Here is a 23,521-nt window from a genome sequence, read left to right as displayed (position 1 = left end):
TGACGCAGGCAATTGCTCAACTCGCATGGGACAATCTATCCTGGCTAATCCCTGCGGACGAGGTCCACCAGTTCGCCGCGGTGGTTATAGACCCGCGCCTCCAGTGGCAGGTGGCCCGGCAGGCTGTGTGTCGCGCACCCCAAACACGGGTCATACGCCCGAAACGCCATCTCCACCTTGTTCAACAACCCCTCCGTCACCTTCCCCTCCCGTATCAGCCCCTTGGCCGCCCGGTCCACGCTCATCGCTATCCGCGTCGCATTGTGCGCCGTCGCCACAATCAGGTTCGCCATCGTTATCACCCCGCGCTCGTCCGTCCGATAGTGATGAATCAGCGTCCCCCGCGGCGCCTCCACCACCCCCACCCCTTCCACCGGCGTCCGCGTCGGTATCACCCGCACCTCCGGACTGGTAATCTCCGGGTCATTCAACAACTCCACCATCCGCTCCGCCGCATACACCATCTCCACCACCCGCGCATAGTGATTGGCCAAAGTGTGATGCACCGGCTTGCCCCCCAACACCGTGAAATACTCGTCATACGCCCGCTGCGCCAGCGGCGTCGTAAACCCCTCGCTCGCATTCAACCGCGCCAGCGGCGCCACCGAATACACACTCGTCCCCGCCCCCTCCACAAAACCCCGCCACCCCAGCGGCTTCAAATACGTGAACTTCATGTAGCTCCACGGCTCCACATGCTCCGCCACATAGTCCAGGTACTTCGCCCCCGCAAACTTCATCAGCTCCTTCCCCCCCACGTCCACCACCCGCAACTGCCCATCGTAAAAGTTCACCTTGTTCTGCCCGTCCACCATCCCCAGATAACACGTCTGATGCGTGTACGCCTCCCCCGTTATCAGCTTCACATACTCCGGATTCTTCAACACCAAATCCTTGAACACCCCCAGCGTAAATTGCGCAAACTCCAAACCCTCCTGCGCCAGCGCCTGAAACCGCGGTAAATCCTCCTTCGCCAGCCCCTTCGACACCCCCCCCGGCAGCCCCAAAACCGGATGCACCACCTTCCCCCCAAAATACGCTATCAACTCCCGCAGCCGCCGCCGCATCGCTATCACCCGCTTCCCCACCTCCACCCCCACCTTCCCTATCACCCCCACAATGTTCCGCTCCGCCGCCGGCGCCTCCGGCCCCACAATGAAATCCGGCCCCCCCAGCACATACACATGCAGCGCATGATCCTCCAACATGAACGTGTGATACACCAGCTCCCGTATCTTCCGCCCCGCCGCCGGCGGCTCCACCCCATACAAACTGTCCAAACACTTCGTCGCCGCCATGTGATGCGCCGTCGGACACACCCCGCAAATCCGACTGGTTATCTGCGGCATCTCCTCCGCCGGCCGCCCCACCGCAAACACCTCAAAACCCCGCAGCTCCGGCACCTGAAAATACGCCCGCTCCACCCCCCCACCCTCGTCCAAAAAAATCTCAATCTTCCCGTGCCCCTCCAACCGCGTGATCGGATCTATGCTCACCCGCCGCCGCCGCGCCGCCCCCACCGCCGCGTTGGCCGCCAGGTTCCCCGCGTTAAATGCTTGTTTGGCTGCTTCGTTCATATTGCCTCTCCACGTCCTTCCCGCTCACACCCCCACCTTCCGCCGCAACAGGCTCTTGGCCAGCCCATACCGATACAACGTCCCCACCGGATCCGGCATCCCCCCCAGCACCGCATCCACCCCCGCCTCGTCCTTCGGCCCCAAATTCGAACACAAACTCGACAGCATCTTCGCCCCCTGATCCCGCACCCGCGACGTCGGCCCAAAACACCCCGTGCACGGCATGTTCCCCCCCATGCACTGCCCCCCACACCCCGCCCGCGTCGCCGGCCCCATACACACCACCCCCTGCGCCAAAAAACACTTCGTCCCATCCAACACCCGCTGATGCGGCCGCACCAGCTCTCCCAACGCCAGGTCCACCGGCTTGCTCTCCCGCCGCGGACACTCGCTGCACAACGCCACGTCCGGCGCCAACACCGACCCCCGCTCCGGCAACCGCCCCTCCAACAACGCCCCCACCGCCGCCTTCGTCACCAACGGCGTCGGCGGACACCCCGGCACATAATAGTCCACCTCCACCACCTGATCCAACGCCCGCACCCCCGCATGCAGCTCCGGCAAATGCAACCGGTGCCCCCCCTCCTCATGCTCCACCCGCGGCCGCACCTTCCCCTCGTTCACCACCGACGGACTCCCCTCATAGTTGAACCGCAATAGCTCCTCCCGCCCGTACAAATTGGCCAGCCCAGGCACTCCCCCCATGTGCGCACACGACCCGTACGCAATCATATACCGGCTCTTCCGCCGCAACAACCGCGCCAACTCCGCCTGCTCCGTCGAACGAATCGCCCCATTGAGAAAGGTGGCCACAATCCCCCCCTCCGGCAGCGCCTCCACGTCCCGGTACTTGAAGTCCATCGCCACCGGCCACAACACTATCTCCACCTTCTCCACCAACCCCAAAATGTCCTCCGCCAAGTCCACCACCGTCTCCTCACATCCCCCGCACGACGCACACCAGTAAAATGCTACCTTCGGCTTAGCCATGTGCCACCTCGCTTTCTTTCTCTCCCACCCCCGCCGCCTCCACCGCCGCCACCCGCTCCGCCAACCCCGCCACCTCCCGATCCCACTCCGCCCACCGCCCCGGCAAGCCCAACGGCCCCAACGCCCGAATCTGCTCCACCATCTCGTTCACCACCACCTTCACCTTCTCCCCCTCCGCCGCCGAAATCCACTCCAGCCGAAACCGCGCCTCCTCTATCCCCATCCCCGCCAACATCCGCCGCAACAACCGCGCCCGCCGCAACATCTTGTAGTTCCCCTCCACATAATGACAGTCATTGGGATGACACCCCCCCACCAACACCCCGTCCGCCCCCCGCGCAAACGCCTCCAAAATAAACTGCGGATCCACCCGCCCGCTGCACATCAACCGAATCACCCGCACGTTCGGCGCATACTTCAACCGCGACACCCCCGCCAAATCCGCCGCCGTGTACGTGCACCAGTTGCAAAAAAACGCCACTATCCGCGGACTCCAGCCCGCCGGCACCTTGTTCTCACTCGCGTTCATATGCTCGTTCTCCTCCCTCACTCCGCCAACACCCCCTCTATCTCGCTAAACACCTCCGCGTCCTCAAACAAATTCTGCACTATCGAACCCGACGGACACGCCCCCACACACGTCCCACACCCCTTGCACAACGCCTCGTTGATGTAGGCTTTTTGTTTGGAGCCATCAAAGGCAATGGCGGTGTAGGGACACAACGGCACGCACGATTTGCAGCCGCTGCATTCGTTCTCAATAACAAAAGCGGTATTCGGCTCCTGCTCCACGTAACCTTTATCCACCAACACCAGCGCTTCGGCGGCGGCGGCGCCCGCCTGGGCCACCGAGTCGGGGATGTCTTTTGGCCCCTGGCAGCAACCGGCCAGGAAAATGCCGTCGGTGAAGGTGTTGACCGGCGCCAGCTTGGGATGACGCTCGAGGAAGAATCCCTCGCCGCCACAGCTCATGTTGAACAGGCGGCGGACCTCCTGCGCGTCCTCCTGGGGTTCGAGGCCGGTGGCCAGCACCACCATGTCCACCGGGATGCGGCGCACATATCCCGCCAGCGTGTCTTCGACCCGGATAACCAAGTGCCCTTCTTCCTCGGGGGTAAACGCCCAGTCGGTCACTTCACCCACGCGCCCGCGGATGAAGTGCACGCCTTCATCAAGGAGCTTGCCGTAAAATTCGTCGTAGTTTTTCCCGGCGGTGCGCATGTCTATGTAAAAATTATACACCTCAGCACCGGTGTGCTCTTTGAGCAGATGCGCCAGTTTGAGGGAGTACATGCAACAAACTCGCGAGCACCAGCGATTGTGGCGTTCGTCGCGGCTACCCACACAGTGAATGATGCCGATGGACTTGGGATGCGTGCCATCACGGAGGATGATTTCGCCGCCGGTGGGGCCGGAGGCATTCACCAGGCGCTCGACTTCCAGGGCGGTATAGACGTTCTTGTGGATGCCGTAGCCGTATTGCGGCATTTTAGTGGCGTCGAAGGTCTTGAAGCCGGTAGCCACGATAATCGTGCCCACTTTGATGTCTTCAAAAGTCTCCTGCTGCTTGAAATCAATCGCCTTTTTATCGCCGCAGGCCTCCACGCAAGTCTTTTTGCACTTGCCGGTTTTCAGGTTCAGGCATGTGTCAGGGTCAATAATGACCACCTGCGGCGTGGCTTGCGGGAAGGGGATGTAGATGGGCTTGCGCTTGCCCAGGTTCTCATTGAACTCGTCCGGAAACTTGGGTTCTTTGTACACGCAAGCCGGGATGCAATCCTGGCAGCCGATGCACAGGTCTTCAATGACGTAGCGCGGCTTGTGTTTGATGGTTACGGTGTAATTCCCCACATAACCATCCACCTTCGTCACCTCGGAATAGGTCATCAGTTTGATGTTCGGATGCGCTCCCACCTGTGACATCTTCGGGGTCAGAATGCAGGCCGCGCAGTCCAGCGTGGGAAAGGTCTTGTCAAACTTGGCCATGTGGCCGCCAATGGTCGGCTCGCGCTCCACCAGATAGACTTTTTTACCGGCGTTGGCGAGGGTCATGGCCGCGTGAATGCCGGCAATGCCGCCGCCCACCACCAGCACGTCGGGGTGAATGGGCACGCGTTTGGTCTCGAGGGCGCGATGGTGGGCCACGCGCTTGATGGCTGCGCGCGCCAACGCCTTGGCCTTGAGAGTGGCGGCAGCGCGGTCGGTGTGCACCCACGAGTTATGCTCGCGGATGTTGACCATGTGAAAATAGAAGGGGTTGATGCCGCCGCGCTCGACGGCGGTGCGGAAGGTATGCTCATGCAGCAGCGGTGAGCAGGAGGCCACCACGATGCGATTGAGGTTGTGCTCCTTGATGTCCTGGGCAATCAGCTCCTGGCCGGGGTCGGAGCACATGTACTTGTAATCGCGGGAAAGGACCACATGGGGCAGTTGCTCAACGTATTTGGCCACCTCCGCGCAATCCACCATGCTGGCGATGTTGTGGCCGCAGTGGCAGACATAAAAGCCGATTCGTATTTCCTCACCGTTGTTCTTGCCGTGGTTCATAGGCCTTTCCATGGTCTGAAAGCTGAAAGGTTCAGGCAGCCACTGCCGGGGCTTTAGGTGCGGCGGCCGCAGGGAGTTCAGGCAATGGCTTCATGGGAACAATACAACGATGCAATCCCAATTGCTCCGCAGGGATGCCGAAGGCCAATCCCATAAGCTGCGAAAAATAGACGGTCGGAATGCGCACCGGCTCCCATTTGGCGGCGATTTTGTCATGGTAGCCATCCAGGTTGAACTGGCACAACGGGCAAACGGTGGCAATGACGTCCGCGCCGCGCTTGAGGGCTTCCTTGAGGATGATGTAGGAGCATAGCAGGCCGGGTTCCGGCAGTGTGCCGGTGAGGCTGGCGCCGCAGCAGCGCGTCTTGAGTGGAAACCGCACCACGCTGGCGCCCAAGGCTTCGAGCAGGCGGTCCATGGTGGTGGGGTTTTCCGCCGAATCGAAAGTGGCGTAAGGCCGGACAATCTGGCAACCGTAATAGGGGGCGACTTTCAGCCCCTTCAAGGGGCGTTTAACCCGCTTTTTAATGGCGTCCAGACCGATGGTGTTGACCAAAATATCCAATGGATGGCGGATGGGCACGTTGCCGGAATAGGTGAGGCCCGCGCTGCCGAGGGCCTTTTGCACCACTCTATGGACCGCCGGCGATTCCTTGAGGTATTTCTTGGTTTTGTTCAGCACCAGGTAGCAGGCACTGCAAGGGGCCATCAGCTCCTGATGCCCCATTTTTTCGGCGATGGCGAGGTTGCGGGAAGCCAGGATGCAGGCCTTGGCTTCATCCACCGCCATGTAGGCCGTGGCGCCGCAGCAATTCCAATCGTCCAATTCCTCCAGTTGAATATCCAAAGCCTGGAGGACCGGCAGGAGGGATTCCTCATACGCCTTGCCGGTGCCTTTCAGTGAACAGCCTGGGAAATAGGAGAATTTCATAGGGCGTTGCGTCAATGTTGGGCGTGGGCGCCTTTTTCGCTGGTGGCAGAGGCCCCGTTGCCGTTGAGGCGGTCAATGTCCGACTGGTCGGCAATACGCATCATCTGGGCCAGCTCATCCTTGCGCCGGATGGTCTCCTGCTTCAGCGAGAAACGGCCGGTCTTGATGAGGTTCAATCCCAGGCGCCACATGCCAAGGCCGGTTTTAAGGGCGTTGGACAATCCGCTTTTGAGCAGCATCTTGATGACCAGGGAGCTTTCGGTCACACGCCCGTTTTCGTGGACCATGTGATAGAAGCTGCGCGCCAAAGCGGGGGTGGCGAAGCCCTTGGGCGCGTAGCCTTCCCGGATGGCGCGCTGCTTCAGCTCGTACATGATGTCGGTGATGCGGATTTTGCGCGGGCACTCCACCGTGCAATCGTAGCAGGAAGCGCAAAGCCAGATGGTGTAGCTGCTGAGCACCTCTTTTTTGAAGTCCGAGCGCGTCATGGCCATAATCTGGCGCGGGGAAAAGTCCATGTAGATGCTCAGCGGACAAACGCCGGAGCAAGTGCCGCATTGGATGCAGCTTTCCAATTGCTCGCAACCGGGGACGCTCATAATTTCGCGCCCGAATCCTTTCACCCGGTCGGCTTCATATTTGATGGTGCGTTGCAGTTCCATAAGGCATTGCCTGCGTTCTCTACGCGGCGCCATTCGGTCACGCCTAAAGGCATCCACTCAAGGGCCATTGCCCACAAATCCCTCGATGCCTGTTAAGAATAAAAATAACTAAAGTCCATAAAATCGCTTCACATATTTTGTTATGTTTTAAGCGCTTTTTGTTTATTTATATGACTTATAATATTATATGTTAAACAGTTTCGGACGAATTATTAGATTAATAGTTTAATCCAATTTTTCTAATATTGTATGTAACACACTCATTTACAATAATTTATGAATTTTTTATTATACGGATGTCGGCTGTTTTATTCAGCATGAAGTATTTATTATTCACATTGCAATAGGGCATGAAGAAGCGCATATTCCATTTTCTGATTTATATAAACATATCTTATATTTACATAACTATCCCTTGAAAACTGGTAAAACAGGGATTGGCGATAACGTTATCGCCCGGTGTTTTATGCCAAGCAGGGGATGATTTCAGGTTTTTCCCTGGACTTGTTGGGAGGACGAAACATGACTCGCACCCCAAATTGAGTCACATTACACCTGACTACGTCCCCTCCTGCAAGCCTCCGCCAAGTTAAAATCTTTCCGCGAGGTGTGAGGGCTGATTGGGTGGTAATTCCGTTATCGAAAGGTGTTTGAATTGCCCACAGAGCGCGTGAAAATAAACACGGCCAACTCCTTAACCCCATCCACAATCTGAATCGTGGGCCGTTTAGTGGGGGATGAAGATAACTTTAATATATTTGGAAGTTACTGCCAATCAACAAATTAAATCAAGCCTCAAGCGAGGCAAAGCATTCCTTGATGACTACCGTCTAACTCCTGACACAGAAAAAGCCGCAAAATGACGCTAAACTGAGAAAAAGGCCCGAAACTTGCTTGAATTATTGTTTGAAAAAGTCAACCTATCAACGCTCGGACGCCCGGCATGCAAGGAAACGAGCATGAATTGGGGCAGCAAGATAGGGTGTGTGGCCAAGTTGGAAATGGTAAGAGGCAGCCGTTTGTGGAATAAGCAAACGGCTGTTGTTGTTAGATAAGCCTGTGGCTTTTTAGGTGGCAGTGGGATTGAAACAAGTCGTAATATGTTGAAGCGCAATATGTTGAGTGATATGGTGGGGAGCCATATCCGGGGGATGTTTTTATCCGTAGTGGTGGGCATGGGTTTAACGCAGGCCTCTCTCCTTCTCGGCCAAGCGCCACCGAATGATTTATTCACCAATCGAGTCCCCCTCAGCGGATTTGCGTGGACCATCAGTGGTAACAATACCAGTGCCGTTGAGGGAAGGGAAACAGGGGAGCCCAACGGCTACGCCGGTACCATCATCAGAACCATGTGGTATGAGTGGACGGCCCCAACAAATGGGTTGTTCCGCATGGACACCTTTGGAAGTTCGTTCAACACCATTCTGGGGGTTTTTACCAATGCGACATGGTCGAGTGGGATCGTTGAAGAAATTTTAATCGGTGGTAATAACGATGCCTCTGGCACACTGCAAAGCCGGGTGACTTTTAATGCGGTATCAGGGGCAGTCTATCAAATTCAGTTGGGCAGCCATCGGTACACCTTGGGGTCGCAACGTGCCACGAATTTTGGACCATTCTTGTTGAATGGCAATTTCCTGCCCATTTCGTGGCTGACAGCCCCGGGAGAGGGGACCAAATTAACTGCTCCCGCCACCTTGACCATGACCGCGCAAGTCCGCTGGTACACAGGCTCGGTCAGCCGGGTCGAGTTTTACCTGGCAACGGATACCGCAACTAATCTGGCAGGCACCATAACTGCGCCGCCCTATCAGTTGACAGTCTCCAATGTCACGGCAGGCCGCTATCGGCTGTACACGCGGGTAGAAGACAACCGGGGCGACGCCACTTTTTCACCCGTGGTCAATATCGAGGTGGTGGAACCGGGCGCCGTAATCACCAGTCCGGCAATGGGAACGTTCTTTGGGATTACGAGCAACATTGTGATTTCCGCGGATGCCTTTTCGATGAACTCCATCACTTCCATGCAATTTTTCAGCGGGACCAATCTGATTGGCCAGGCGGCCACCGCCCCGGCCAGCATCCATTGGACCACTTTCACTCCGGGAGGACATGACCTGCGCGTGGTGGCCCGCGACAGCCAGGGCAATGCCTACACTTCGGCCGTGGTGACGGTGTACATCAAGGCCTTTGCGTATTTGTTACGCGCCGGCACCGTGTGGAAATACCACAATCTGGGGCAAGATTTGGGCATGGAATGGAAAGAGCCGGCTTACAACGATGCAGCGTGGGCGGCGGGTCCCGCCGAGCTTGGATTTGGAGATGGCGACGAGGTCACCGTCATTGACGGCGGCCCTTCCTCTGCGCGGTATTCCACGATTTATTTCCGGCAAAGTTTCGTGGCCACGAATGTGGCCATGATCACCAACCTGATTTGCTACCTGAAGAGGGATGATGGAGCCGTGGTGTGGCTTAACGGGCAGCGTTTGTACCTGGATAACATGGAGGGCAACCCGGTTTTATACAGCACCCTGGCGCTTGTCGCGGCACCGGATGATGGGGCCAATTGGAACGTCACCAACCTCCCGCCCACGGCCCTGGTGGAAGGAACGAATGTATTGGCCGTGGAAATGCACCAAAGCAGCCTGACCAGCTCGGATTTGTCGTTTAATTTTGAAATGGTGGCCGAATACAATGCCGGCATCACCACCGTGGCTCTAACCTCTCCCCTGACCAACAGCTATTACCTCACCCCAGCCATCATTCCGTTGCGGGCTGTGGCCTCGCATTCCCTGGGCAGTCCGCTGACGGTGAGCTTTTTCCAAAATGGCATCCGGGTGGGCGAAGGCGTGGCTGAAGGAAACGAGTGGGGGTTGACGCTGACGAACGTGGCCCTGGGCACCCACAGCTTTTTTGCGGTTGCCCGAGACGCGATGGGTTATACGGCAACATCCATGGTGGCTCAGGTCAGCGTGTATAATGCCTGGCCTCATTGGACAGCTTATAATGACCATGCAGCGGGTGCCGGCACGGGGCCCAACGTTTCCACCTACAATGTGTTTGGCGCGAATGCGGGGCCGCTGACTAATGTTTTCACCGGTGAACGCCTGGCAGCCACCATGACGGCCACCGCCAACGCCGGGGTGGAGCCGGCAGGTACCATGGGAGTGCCGCTGCCGGAGACCCCGGCTTACAATCTGTTCAATGGCTATGTGGATTTTCAAGGTGAGCCTTACGCGGCCATCTTGCTGCGAGGCAGTGTGGGAGGCCAGGTGGTTAATACTTTTGCCGGGTTATCCCCGGCAGCACTGTATTCCTTCCGCAGCACATCGGTGCGCGGAAATGCTGCTTACACCAATCGCTGGACGCTGGTGCGGCTGACGGGTGCGCGGGCATTCCGGTCTGCGCACACTGCAGGCGTCCTAACTCGAGCACAGCTTCCCAATTTGGCGGCGAACGAAGCCGTCTATAATTCCGGCTTCAACACGGCTGGCGAAGTGGTGGGATGGGATGATATTGTACCCGGCACCAATGGCAGCTTTGCCGTGGTTTGCGAGCAATACACGGGAACCTTGCCGGGGGGAACTCCTACGGACGGGCCTTATGGTTACAGCATCAACGCCTTCCGTTTGGAGGAGGCCGGGCCGCCTTTGTCCGTGACCATGACCGCACCGGCGAACAACTCGGTATATCAAGGCCCCACCAATCTCACGCTGTCGGCCACCGCCACCGGCACGCTGGCCCTTGCGCGAGTGGCCTTTTTTGCGGATGGCGCGCTGGTGGGCGAAGACGCCACTTCCCCCTACAGCATTGTGTGGACCAACGCCACCTGGGCCACCAACCGATTGACGGCAGTGGCGTATGATGTGAGCGGGGGCCGGGCCACCTCGGCGGTGGTGACGGTCACCGTAAACCCGCCGCCGGTAAACACGGATGACCCGGTGGTGCTCCTGGGTCTGGTCAGCCCGGCGCCCGGCAGCCGGGTGACCAACTTGACCAGCATCAACGTGCGATTCAGCGAGCCGGTGACGGGCGTCAATGCCTCGGACTTGCTGGTCAATGGCGTGCCAGCCACCGCGGTCAGTGGGTCCGGAAGCAATTACACCTTTACCATGGCGCAACCGGCCATTGGCACGGCGCAAATAAGCTGGGCCGTAAATCATGGCATTCAGGATTTGGGATTCCCGCCGCGCGCGTTTGACGCCACAGCGCCGGGCGCTACCTGGACGTATGAGGTGGTGGACGGTGTCCCCCCGGGAGTGGTGGGCCAGGCGCCGGCCGCCAACAGCACCGTGACCAATTTGACGAGTGTGACGGTGACCTTCAGCGAGCCGGTGGTGGGCGTGGATGCCAGTGACTTTCTGGTGAACGGCGTGCCGGCCTATGGTTTGAGCGGCTCCGGCAATCAGTACACCTTCACTTTTGGACAGCCCTGGTACGGCACGGTGAACATCACGTGGGCGACCAATCACGGCATTACCGACGTGGGCGGCAATCCCATGAACGCGGCCGCCGCCACCAACCGCTGGAATTACACAATGCGCGGGCAGCCGGTCATTTTGGTGGCTTCCAATGCGGTATATCGCTGGTTGCGCGGAACGAATGAAGCGTCCCTCCCCACCAATGCGTGGCGGGAAATTGCATTTAATGACACCGCCTGGGAGGTGGCGCCGGCGCCGTTCTTTTATGATACCCAAGCGCCTTTGTACACCGGCAACACGGCATTGACGGACATGCAAAGCAATTACGCGACGATTTACCTGCGTCATCCTTTCGTCATCACCACGCCCCTGGCCGTGACCAATCTGGTGCTTTATCACAAGGTGGATGACGGTTTCGTGGCCTGGCTCAATGGCGTGGAGGTGGCCCGGTATAATGTATCCACCGGCGAACTGGCCTACAGTGCGCTGGCTTCGAGCGGGGTGGGCACGGTGACGGAGTACACCGCCATTAATATCACCAACTGGTCGGCGCTGGTCGCGGGCACCAACGTGCTGGCCATTCACGCCCTCAACAGCGCGCTGGCCACCAGCTCAGACTTCCTGTTGGATGTTTACCTGGGGGCGGAAGCCTTGGACCCGGGTTTGCTGGCGCCACGGGTGGTGCAGGTCACTCCTCCACCCGGCCGGGTGTATGCGCTCACAAACATTATCGTCACCTTTTCCCGCGCCGTAACGGGGGTGAACGCCGCTGATTTGTTGGTGAATGGCTCACCCGCTGTCAGTGTTAGCGGCAGCGGCGACACGTACCATTTCCAAGTGGCCCAGCCCGCCTATGGCGCGGTGAACATCACCTGGGCCGTCAACCATGGAATCATGGACTTGAACAACGCGCCCTTTGACGCCACAGCACCCGGGGCGGTTTGGAGCTATCGCTTGATGAATCCCAACGCGCCAGTCATCACGCAGCGCAGCCCGGCACCGGAGAGCCTGGTTGTAAGCCTTACCAATGCCAGCGTGACCTTCAGCCGCAGCGTGACGGGGGTGGACGCCGCTGATTTTCTAATCAACGGAACGCCGGCCACGGCGGCAAGTGGCAGCGAAAGCAATTATGTATTCACCTTTGCCCGTCCAGCCTATGGCCAAGTGCAGTTTTCCTGGGCCGCCAATGCCAACATTATGGCGGCAGGTTCACCCCAGGATGTGTTTGACAGCACGGACCCGCTGGCCAACTGGGCGGTGACGTTTGTTTTCCAGGAGCCGCCCGTGGTAGCCCGGGTGACGCCGACGCCCACCGCCCTGACCAATTTGACCGAGGTGGTGGTAGAGTTCAGCGAGGAAGTCGTGGGTGTGGACGCCAGCGATTTGCTTCTCAACGGCGAACCGGTGTCGGCCGTGGAAGGCTCGGGCACAACGTACCGGTTTACCTTCGCCCAGCCCCCCGTGGGCACGGCTCAGTTCACGTGGGCCAGCGGGCATGGGATTCGCGATTTGGGAGTGCCTTCGCTGGGGCTGGACGGCACAGCTCCGGGAAACACCTGGAGTTATACCATTCTGGATGGTGTGCCGCCGGTCCTCATCAGCCGCTCACCGGCACCGGGACAGGAAACACCGGTGGCCTCCACCATTACCGTTCAATTTAGCGAGCCGGTGGTGGGGGTGGATGCGGCGGATGTGCTGGTGGACTTGCGCCCGGCGGTGGGTTTGACGGCGCTGGCCTCCAACATCTACGTCTTCAATCTCCCGGCACTGAGCTATGGTTACCACACGGTGATTTGGTCAGTGACCAACGGCATCACGGATATCAAAGGCAATCCTTTCAATCGCGCTGCTCATGCCTGGTCTTTTATTTATTACAACTCCAACGCCCCGGCGATTGCGGAACGCATCCCCGCCCCCAACAGCACCACCAACGAATTGACGAATATTTGGGTGCGGTTTGATCGCCCGGTAACGGGGGTGGACGCAGAGGACCTTCTAGTTAACTACGAACCGGCCCTCACCGTAACCGCCACGAATGGGGGCTATTTGTTCACGTTCCCACAACCGCCGTATGGCGCTGTGCCAGTAACATGGGACTTGAATGCCAACATTGCCGACGCCAGCCAGCCGGCCAATGTTTTTGAGACTTTCCGGCCCAGTGCCAACTGGCAAATCAATCTGGAGTATCAGGCACCACCGGAAATTGCTGAAGTCGTGCCGGCGCGCGGCAGTTCGGTGGGGGTCCTGTCACAAATCACCGTGGTGTTTAGCGAAGCGGTGGTTAACGTGGACGCGGGCGATTTGTTGCTCAACGGAGTGCCCGCCACCAACGTGGTGGGCAGTGGCAGCAATTACGTGTTTCGCTTCCCGCAGGTCAATCTCGGCACGGTGAATGTGACTTGGGCCGCTAATCACGGCATTCGCGATGTGGGTATTCCGCCGATGCCCTTTGACCACACCGCGCCGGGGGCGTCCTGGAGTTACACGGTGGTTGAGACCACCCCGCCGGTGGTGACCAGCCAAACGCCGCCGGCCGATGCGGTGGTTTCCAATCTGTTCTTTGTGCAAGTGACCTTCAGTGAACCCGTGCTCAACGTGGACGCAGCGGATTTATTGGTCAATAATGTGCCTGCTTTCAGTCTAAGCGGGAGTAACAACACCTACATTTTCTACATCAGCTCGCCGGCTTACGGCACGGTGAACGTGCGGTGGGCGGCCAATCATGGCATCACGGACCTGGTGGGCAATCCCTTCGACGCCAACGGCGCAGGGGCCACTTGGAATTACACCCTGCAACCGCCGCGGGTCATCTTGATTGCCAGCAACAGTGTATGGTCGTACCGGCTGGGCACCAACGAAGTTTCCAATCCCATTGAAGCCTGGCGGTTACCGACCTACAACGCCGCGGCGTGGCCCACCGGGATTACCTATTTCTATTACGGTGATCCCTTGAGCGGAACCCTCATTCCGGCCATGAACAACAATGCCTATTCCAGCCTTTACCTGCGCAAGACGTTTGTCATCGAAGAGCCGGCATTCGTCACGAATTTGCTGTTGCGCGTGGCGGTGGACGATGGGTACGTGGCGTGGATTAACGGCGTGGAGGTGGCCCGGTTTAACATGGGTAGCGCGGGCAACCCCGTTTTTTACAATAGCTTTGCGACGGCCAATGCCACGGAATTACCGGGGGGCGGGCCTGATTACTACAGCTACCCGTTAAGCAATCCTGCGCCCTCCACCTATCTGGTGCGGGGCACCAACGTGCTGGCCATTCACGGCTTCAATGTAAATGCCACCAGTTCGGATTTTGCCCTGAACGCCGAGCTTTCCGCGGAAATTAGTGGCAGTCCGGCCAATCTGCCACCGGTTATTATCGGAGCAGTGCCGGCGTCGGGGGATGTCTTTGCGCTGAGCAATCTGGTCATAACTTTCAGCAAGCCGGTGACCGGCGTGGATGCGGCGGATTTGCTGGTCAACGGACAACCGGCCACCGGGTTGAGCGGCAGCAATAACATCTATACCTTCACCTTCCCGCAGCCGCCTTACGGCAGTGTGCTGGTGAATTGGGCCGCCGGCAACGGCATTCGCGATTTGTCCGTGCCGCCGCTCTTCTTCGATGGTTCAGCTTCCTCGGCGCGGTTTATTTATAATTTGCTCAATCCTAATGCGCCGGTGGTGGTGAACAAAACGCCGGATGGTTCTCAAACGGTCACGCAGTTGACCTCGGTCACCGTGAAGTTCAGCAAAGCAGTCACAGGTGTGGATGCGGCCGACTTTTTGGTCAACGGCAATTCGGCCACTGGCGTCAGCGGGGGCGGCTCGGTGTACACCTTCACCTTCCCCCAACCGGCCTATGGCACGGTACAATTCGGCTGGGCGCAAAACCACGGCATTACGGACCTGGATAATCCGCCCAATGCGTTTGACCAGCGCCGGCCGGGCGCTTCGTGGCAGGTACAGTTAATTGACCGCACCGCCCCGTTTGTGGCGCAGGTACAACCTGCACTGGGCAGTACGGTGTCCAATTTGAACCAGGTTACGGTGACTTTCAGCGAAAACGTGACTGGCGTGGATGCGCGGGACCTGCTGATTAACGGAACACCGGCGTTGTCGGTCAGCGGCGGCGGCAGCAATTATGTGTTCACCTTTGCGCCGGTGAATGCTTCCATCATTCGTTTCTCCTGGGTGGCCAGCCACGGCATTGCCGACACCGCCAGCTCGCCTAATTTGTTCGATGGCACTGCGCCCTCCGCCCGGTGGCAGTATTACACAGTGGACACCACGCCTCCGGTCATCACCTCGGTCAGCCCCATTCCGGGCGCGGTGGTGGTGAGCCTGCGGGAAATATCCGTGACCTTCAGCGAGCCGGTGCAGGGCGTGGAAGCCAGCGCCTTGTTGGTGAACGGGCTGCCCGCCAACAGCGTGAACGGCGCGGGCGCCGGGCCGTATATGTTCAATGTGCCATCCCCTCTGACAGGATTGGTGCAGGTCACGTGGGCGCCCGGCCATGTGATTCGGGACCTCGCCAGCCCGCCCAATCGCTTCACCGGCGGCGGATGGACTTACACTTACGAGCCTGAGGCCAATTATGCGGGCAAGGTGGTCATCAGCGAAATCATGTACAATACGCCCTCCTTCCGCACCGATGAAGAATGGTTGGAAATTCGCAACCTTACTCCTGCCCCCATTAATATTACAGGCTGGCGGTTTAATCGCGGCGTGGACTTTACCTTCCCGCCGATGACCTTGCCCGCTTATGGGTATTGGGTGGTGGCTAGCGACACCAACCGCTTCCGCCAACTCTACCCCAACGTCACCAACGTCATTGGCAACTGGCAAGGCCAGTTGAGCAACAACGGTGAAGATGTGGAATTGGAAACAGCGTGGGGCGCCCGCGTGGACCTGGTGCCTTATGCCAGCGAAGGCGATTGGGCCATCCGGCGCCGGGGAAGTGTAACTTACCAAAATGGACATCGCGGATGGGAATGGTACACGACTGCCGATGGCTGGGGTTCCAGCCTGGAATTGATAAACACGAATCTACCCAGCCAATACGGCCAGAACTGGCAGGCCAGCACTGTCACTGGCGGCACACCGGGGGCTGCCAACTCCGTGGCGGTCCAGAACTCAGCGCCGCTCATTATTGGTGTGGAGCATTCCCCGGCGATGCCCACTGCCACCAACACCGTGCGCATTTCGGCGTTGATTCTGGATGAGCAAACCAGCGGATTAACCGTAACCCTCTATTGGCGGAATGCCTCCTCCACCACACCGGGCAATTTTACTACCGTCCCCATGCGTGACGATGGACAGGGCGGCGATTGGGTTGCGGGCGACCGCGTTTACAGCGGGCAGGTGCCGCCTCAGACCAATCTGACCATTGTGGAGTTTTACGTGGAGGCCCGCGATGCGGCCAACAACACCCGCACCTGGCCCGGACCGGCGTATGAGCTGGATGGCTCTTCGATGGGCCAAGTGGCCAATGCATTATACCAGGTGGACAATGACAGCGCCGTCTATCCGCAGCCGCAGTATCGCTTGATTATGACCGGTGCGGAACGCCAGGAAATTCAAAACATCTGGCAGGTGGACAATGCCACCTACCGCATCAATGCGGAAATGAACACCACCTTCATTGCTTCTGACAGCTCCGGGACTGCTGTACGGTACCTGTGCGGCGTCCGCAACCGCGGCAATTCCTCCCGCTGCAGTACCTGCAACCCGGGGGGTATGCAGAATTACCGCATCAACATCCCCACCGACAATCTGTGGCGAAACCAGCGAGCCTTCAATTTGAACTGCAAATATGTGCATTCGCAGTACATGGGCAGCATCATGTTCCGCAAAGCCGGCCTGCCCTGCGAGGAAGGCAACCTGGTGCGGCTCAAGCTCAACGGCGTGGAATTGGTCAACATGATTGGTTCCGCGATTGGCGGGCCCGGCAATAATCAGCCGTTCCCCTATTACCTCCACCTGGAGGAGTTAAACAGCGATTGGGCCGAGAATCATTATCCGGACAACGCCGACGGCAATATGTACCGCCTCATGCGCGTGGCCGATTTGCTCTATCGTGGCACCAATTACACCAGCTACACCACCGGCGGGTACAATTATTCCAAGGCCTCCAACCAGCGGGTGAATGACTGGAGTGATTTGTATAACATGCTCTGGGCGATTAACAACACCCCCGATGCTCAATGGGCTGCCGCCGTGCGCGAAGTCATCCATGTGGATGAATGGGTGCGGCACTTCGCGGTTATGAGCCTTATTGGCTTCGGGGAAACCTCCATCGGCAGCGACGGCGCCCCGGATGACGCTACAATTTACCTAGGCACGAAGGACCGGCGTGCCGTAATCATGCCGCACGACGGCGACACCAACTTTGGCGAGGGCGACGGCTCGCGCCAGCAGCCCACCATTTCCATCTGGCGGGCCGTGGAAACCAGCGGCGCCATCGCTTTCAATAACCGGTTCCTGCGACACCAGGAATTTGCACCGCTCTATTTTGGCGCGTTGTACGAATACGCCACCACCATTTTTGCCACCAATGAAATCTTCGCCACTTACGACCAGGTGTTGGGGCCGTTAAATATCGGCACCACAGTGGCGCGGATGAAGAACTGGTCGGCTCAGCGGGTGGCCAGCGTGCTATCCCAAATCAACCTGAATTTGGTGGTCACCAACCTCAGCTCCTTCGCCTTCAACAATGGTGTGTATGTCGCCACCACGCCCAACATCAATCTGCGCGGAGTAGGTAACATGATTCACACGCGCCAGGTCCGTGTGCAAGGCATCCCCGTAAGCTGGACGGCCTGGACCGGCCAATGGAACGCCAACTTGACGCTCAATCCAGGCTATAATTTGGTGCGGATTGAAACGGTCAACAGTAACAATGTGGTCTTCGCCAGCACCAACCTGGTTTTCTTCTACGACCGCGGCGACACCGTGCCCGTCTCCGGCACCATCAGCACGGACACGACGTGGCTGGCGGCCAATGGGCCGTACAACGTGACGGGGACGCTGACGGTGGGCAGCGGGGCCACTTTGACCATTCAGGCGGGGACGACGGTGTATCTGGGTAGCGGGGTCAATCTGGTGGTGGCCAACGGGGGGCGGTTGCTGGCGGAGGGGACGGCGGCGGCGCCGATACGGTTCACCCGGGCGCCGGGGGCGAGCACGACGTGGGGGGGGATTACGGTCAACGGGTCGGCCAATTCGCCGGAGTCGCGGCTGGTGCATGTGATGATAGAGCACAACAACAGCACGGCCATTACGGTGACCGACGGGACGGTGTGGCTGGACAATGTGCGGTTTGGGAATACCGCGCGGCAGTATTTGGAGCTGACGCGGGCGTCGTTTGTGGTGCAGAACTGCGAGTTTCCGGCGCCGACGGGCGCTGTGGAGCCGACGCACGGGACGGGGGGCATCAAGGCGGGGGGGCGGGGGATATTCCGGCGGAACTTCTGGGGGAAGGTGAGCGGGTACAATGACGCGCTGGACTTTACGGGGGGCCAGCGGCCGGGGCCGGTGCTGGTGTTGTTGAACAACGTGTTCCTGGGGAGCGACGATGATTTGCTGGATTTGGACGGGACGGATGCGTGGGTGGAGGGGAACGTGTTTGTGCGGGCGCGGCGGGCGGGGAGCACGCCGGACAGCGGCAGTGCGATCAGCGGGGGTCAGAACGGGGGGCAGCGGTCGCGGATTACGGCGGTGAACAATTTGTTTTACGATTTGGACCATGTGGCCAACGCGAAGGAGGGGAATTTCTACGTGTTACGGGGGAACACGGTGGTGTGGCAGAACGGGGTGGGGAGTGTGGATGGGGTGACGGCGGTGGCGATATTGGCGGACGAGGGGACGGCGGAGGGGCGGGGATGTATTGGGAGAACAACGTGGTGCACACGGCGGAGCGGCTGGTGCGGGGGGTGACCAATGCGGTGGTGACGTGGACCAACAATGTGCTGTGGCAGGTGGGGGCGGGAGCTGGACGGGGCCGGGAGGGGGAATGTGGGGTGGACCCGCAGTTGCGGCGGGTGCCGGGGGTGGGGAGACGGCGTTTACGAACTGGGCGGGGGCGCAGGTGATGTGGGAGTGGCTGGGGTTGCGGGCGGGCAGTCCGGCGCGGGGGCGTGGGGCGACGGGGCGATGGGGGGTGGAGGTGGCGGGGGTGCCGGAGGGGGTGACGCCGGAGCGTGGGGCGGTGTTGCGGGTGGGCTTTAATGTGACGGGGAACGGGATGCCGGTGGGGGCGTATCCGGCGGGGGCGGGTTACACGCATTACCGGTGGCGGTTGGACGGGGGCCCGTGGAGCGGGGAGACCCCGATTGGCACACCGATTGTGTTGAGCGGGCTGCCGGATGGGGCGCACGTGGTGGAGGTGGCAGGGAAGAATGACGCCGGCTGGTGGCAGGATGACCCGGTGTTTGGGGAGGATGCGGTGGTGACCCGGGTGAGTTGGGTGGTGGACGGCAGCCGGTTGCCGGTGCGGTTGAATGAGGTGCTGGCCAGCAACCGGCGGTCGTTTGAATTCAATGAGCGCACCCCGGATGCGGTGGAGCTTTACAATTATGGTTCGTCGCCGGTGGATTTATCTGGCTTGCGCCTGACCGATGACCCGGCTGCGCCGGATAAATACGAATTCCCGGCCGGAACCATTTTGGGACCGAACCAGTATTTGATTGCCATCGCGGCCAATGATGAGGGACAGCCCGGGTACTATCTGGACTTCAATTTGCGCAGAGAGGGCGGCGGGTTGTATCTGTATGACGCGGCGCATCGGGGCGGAGCGCTGTTGGATGCTGTGGAGTATGGCCCGCAAGCCACTGACTATTCCATTGGCCGTCTGCCAGATGGAAGCTGGACGTTGTGCCAGCCAACTTTGGGCAACGCCAATATACCGGTGGAATTGGGCGATCCCACCCAATTGCGCATCAACGAATGGCTGGCAGCCTCGCAGTTCAGTGCCTTCAATGATTTTGTGGAATTGTTCAACCCGCAAACCGTACCGGTGTCTTTGGGCGGCTTGTACTTGACCGACAAGCTGGATGGCTGGCCCACCCGTCACGTGATTGCGCCGTTAAGTTTCATCGGACCACGCAACTTTACCGTGTTTCAGGCCACTGGCGAACCTGAGCGCGGGCCGGATCATTTGAACTTCCGTCTGGCTTCCGAACATGGCGATTTGGCCTTGCTGGGGCCGGATTTGCGGGTGATTGACACGGTCTATTATGACTTCCTAGCGCCTGATGCCTCGCAAGGCCGCAGTCCCAACGGCTCGCCCAGTATTTATGTGTTCAACCAGCCCACCCCTGGAGCAGGCAACCCCTTCACGGGAGGCAGCACCAACATTGTGACCACCAACATCCTCTTGGTGGACTTCACCAGCACATGGCGTTATCAGGCTGATGGAACGGATTTGGGCACCACATGGCGCAACGTCGGATACAATGATGGCGCCTGGCCCAGCGGGCCGGGGCTGTTTGGCAAATCGCTAAGTGGCAATTATCCCATTCCCACTGGCACCGTCTTAAATGAATTGGGGCAAACAACGGTGTACTTCCGCACCCGGTTTGTTTACACCGGCGAAACGAACGGCTTCCAACTGGCGTTGTCGCACTACATTGATGACGGCGCGGTGGTGTATTTGAATGGCACGGAAATCCTGCGGTACAACATGCCTGCCGGAACCATCACTTATAGTAACAACGCCTCCTCCAGTGTCAGTGGCAATGCGCCGTTAGTCGGGCCGGTGCTGCTGCCGCTGACGGGTTTGGTGTCAGGCACCAACGTGCTGGCCGTGGAGGTGCATCAGGCCTCGGGCAGCACTGATATGGCCATGGCCATGAATTTGACGCTCACCCGGACTACCACCAATATCACGGGCGGCTCCGTGGTGATCAACGAAGTCTTTGCCCTGGGCGAAAATTACACCAACGTCGTGGGTGTGGCCAGCGACTGGGTGGAGTTGTACAACCCGGGAGACCAGCCGGTGAATCTGGCCGGCATGAGCTTAAGCGATAATACCGCCAACCCGGCCCGTTGGACCTTCCCCGCCGGCACGGTTTTGGGCCCTCGCAGCTATCTGGTGGTGCTATTTGATGGGCAGCAACCATCCAGCACCAATGGGACCAGCGTGATGAACACGGGCTTTGGCCTGAAAGCTGAAGGCGGTGGCGTTTATTTATACGATGACACGCTGACGCTGCTTTCCTCGGCGGTGTATGGCATACAAACCACTGACTTTTCCATCGGGCGCGTGCCGGACGGCCTGGGGGCCTTTGTGTTGACGGCTCCCACCCCACGGGGGGCCAATATTGCGATGCCGTTGGGGAATCCCTCCCTGCTCCGCCTCAACGAATGGATGCCCAATGACCGGGATGGCCGGGATGACTGGTTTGAGATTTACAATCCGGGCAGCCTGCCGGTGGCGCTGGGGGGACTGTTTGTAACGGATGATTTGTTGAATCCCACCAAATCCCCCATCCCGCCGCTGTCTTTCATTGGCGGTGGCACCAATGCCTACTTGAAATTAATTGCGGACAACAACCCAGCCGCCGGAGCAAATCATGTGCGCTTCCGTTTGGATGCCACTCGTGAATCCCTCGGTCTGGCGACCTCCAATGGTTACATTGATTCGGTCAGTTGGAATTATCCGGTCTCGCAGCCGGGCGTGAGTGAGGGACGATTCCCCGATGGCAGCACGAACATCGTGTTCTTCCCCGACACACCGTCGCCCGGCGAGTCGAATTATCGTCCTTTGACCAACATCGTCATCAACGAAGTTATGGCACATAGCGACCCGCCGCTCGAAGACGCCATTGAAGTGCACAATGTCACCGATCAACCAGTGGATATTGGCGGTTGGTTCCTGAGCGACAGCAAGGGCACACTGGCGAAATATCAAATCCCGCCGGGCACCGTGATTCCGCCGCGCGGATTCAAGGTGTTTTACGAGTACCAATTCAACGACAATCCGCAGGACAACCGCCAGGCGTTTGCGCTCAGCTCGGCTGAGGGCGATGAGGTTTATCTGTCAGCCGCCACCACCAATGGCACACTGACCGGCTACCGCACCAGCGTGAAGTTTGGCCCCAGCTTCAGCGGAACCAGCTTCGGACGCCATGTGACCAGCGACAATCGCTCGGAATTCGTGGCGATGAGCCGGAGAACTTTTGGGGTGGACGAGCCTAATTCCGTCACTGAATTCCGCACGGGCAACGGCGCGAGCAACGCCTACCCAGCCATCAGCCCGGTGGTCATCCGGCAAATCATGTATCATCCGCCCGATCTGGACACCAATGACAACGTCATTCATGAATTTATCGAGCTCTACAACCGCACCACCGGCACGGTGCCGTTGTATGATCCTTTGTACCCCACCAACACCTGGCGGTTGCGCGATGCGGTGGACTTCGAGTTTCCGCAAGGATTTAGTTTGCCGCCGGGCGGCTCAGTGCTGGTGGTGAGTTTTGATCCGGTTCTGCAACCGGAGCTGCTGGCCAATTTCCGGACCACTTACCGTCTCTCCACCAACATGCCCATCGTGGGCCCCTATCGGGGCAAATTGGATAATAGCGATGAAAGCATTGAATTGAAACAGCCCGATACCCCTGAACAGCCGCCCAGCCCGGACGCCGGCCTGGTCCCGTATGTGGAAGTGGACCGGGTGCGGTATTATGACCGGGCACCGTGGCCGGCCGCCGCGGACGGCACAGGTTATTCCCTGCAGCGGGTGGCGGTGGCCCTCTTCGGCAATGACCCCGCCAACTGGGTTGCCGCGCCAGTGAATTTCCTGCAAACCAATGCTGTGGCGCTGAACACGCCGCCAGTGCTGGCCGCCATTCCCAACCGCACGGTGGCGCTGGGTCAAACCCTTGTGTTCACGAATGCGGCCACGGATGCTGACGTGCCGGCGCAGACCCTGACCTTTGAATTAGGCGCAGGCGCGCCAGCCGGCGCTGCGGTTCATCCGGTGACGGGGGTGTTCACCTGGACTCCCCTGGCGATGGGGGTTTATCCCATCACGATAATTGTGCGCGATAACGGGGTGCCCAGCCTAAGCGCCACTCAGACTTTCACTGTGACGGTGGAAGACCGCCGGGCGCAATTGACGCAAAGCGGCAGCAACATCCAGATTCGCTGGCAGACGCAGGCCGGCCGGCAATATCAAGTGCAATACAAAGACCGCCTGACGGACCCCGTCTGGCTGGATTTGCCGGGCGGGCTGGTCACCGGCAATGGCGGGCCAGCCATGGTGCCGGATGTGCTGTCGCCGACGCGTCCGCAGCGTTATTACCGGATAATGCTCTTGCCTTAAAAGGCCCGAACAAGCAGACTATGAGTTAAGCCCAACAGGGGCTGGATAGGCCTTTTTTCCTGGAGCAAACCCATTGG

General features: G+C 59.2%; 9 protein-coding genes. 3 read left to right on the top strand and 6 right to left on the bottom strand.

What is annotated here, in order from left to right; translation table 11 throughout:
- Positions 1–44: 44 nt before the first annotated feature.
- The 6 genes from NXS98_RS02680 to NXS98_RS02655 are packed head-to-tail and all read right to left on the bottom strand — an operon-like array spanning position 45 to position 6,707.
- On the bottom strand, positions 45–1,577 hold the full coding sequence (locus NXS98_RS02680) for a Ni/Fe hydrogenase subunit alpha (protein WP_283846923.1): 1,533 nt from the start codon (positions 1,575–1,577) through the stop codon (positions 45–47).
- A gap of 24 nt (positions 1,578–1,601) precedes the next feature.
- Complete coding sequence (locus NXS98_RS02675; RefSeq protein ID WP_283846922.1) at positions 1,602–2,567, bottom strand: NADH-quinone oxidoreductase subunit B family protein; 966 nt, start codon at positions 2,565–2,567, stop codon at positions 1,602–1,604.
- Entirely contained in the window at positions 2,560–3,096 is a 537-nt protein-coding gene (locus NXS98_RS02670; RefSeq protein WP_283846921.1) for a hydrogenase iron-sulfur subunit, read from the bottom strand. The genes NXS98_RS02675 and NXS98_RS02670 overlap by 8 nt, the downstream gene beginning before the upstream one ends.
- A gap of 17 nt (positions 3,097–3,113) precedes the next feature.
- A complete protein-coding gene (locus tag NXS98_RS02665; protein WP_283846920.1) occupies positions 3,114–5,114 on the bottom strand; it encodes a CoB--CoM heterodisulfide reductase iron-sulfur subunit A family protein in 2,001 nt (666 codons plus the stop codon).
- 31 nt (positions 5,115–5,145) lie between these two features.
- Positions 5,146–6,045: a CoB--CoM heterodisulfide reductase iron-sulfur subunit B family protein gene (locus NXS98_RS02660; RefSeq protein WP_283846919.1), complete on the bottom strand. Its 900-nt coding sequence runs from the start codon at positions 6,043–6,045 to the stop codon at positions 5,146–5,148.
- Positions 6,046–6,056: 11 nt separating this feature from the next.
- Positions 6,057–6,707, bottom strand: coding sequence for a 4Fe-4S dicluster domain-containing protein (locus NXS98_RS02655; RefSeq protein ID WP_283846918.1), 651 nt, complete (start codon positions 6,705–6,707; stop codon positions 6,057–6,059).
- Positions 6,708–7,807: 1,100 nt separating this feature from the next.
- Between NXS98_RS02655 and NXS98_RS02650 the strand changes: the two genes are divergently transcribed.
- Genes NXS98_RS02650 through NXS98_RS02640 form a run of 3 tightly spaced genes read left to right on the top strand, consistent with a single transcriptional unit; the run spans position 7,808 to position 23,444 of the window.
- A complete protein-coding gene (locus tag NXS98_RS02650) occupies positions 7,808–19,057 on the top strand; it encodes an Ig-like domain-containing protein (RefSeq protein WP_283846917.1) in 11,250 nt (3,749 codons plus the stop codon).
- Positions 19,021–19,212 carry a hypothetical protein gene (locus NXS98_RS02645; RefSeq protein ID WP_283846916.1) on the top strand — a complete coding sequence of 64 codons (192 nt, stop codon included), beginning with the start codon at positions 19,021–19,023 and terminating at the stop codon, positions 19,210–19,212. Before NXS98_RS02650 ends, NXS98_RS02645 begins: the two co-directional genes overlap by 37 nt.
- Positions 19,212–23,444: a lamin tail domain-containing protein gene (locus tag NXS98_RS02640; protein ID WP_283848112.1), complete on the top strand. Its 4,233-nt coding sequence runs from the start codon at positions 19,212–19,214 to the stop codon at positions 23,442–23,444. Before NXS98_RS02645 ends, NXS98_RS02640 begins: the two co-directional genes overlap by 1 nt.
- The last annotated feature ends 77 nt before the right edge of the window (positions 23,445–23,521 follow it).

The sequence above is a fragment of the Fontisphaera persica genome (genome assembly GCF_024832785.1).
GTDB lineage: Bacteria > Verrucomicrobiota > Verrucomicrobiia > Limisphaerales > Fontisphaeraceae > Fontisphaera > Fontisphaera persica.
Note: the sequence above shows the minus strand (reverse complement) of the source record. Positions and strands in the feature narration are given on the sequence as shown.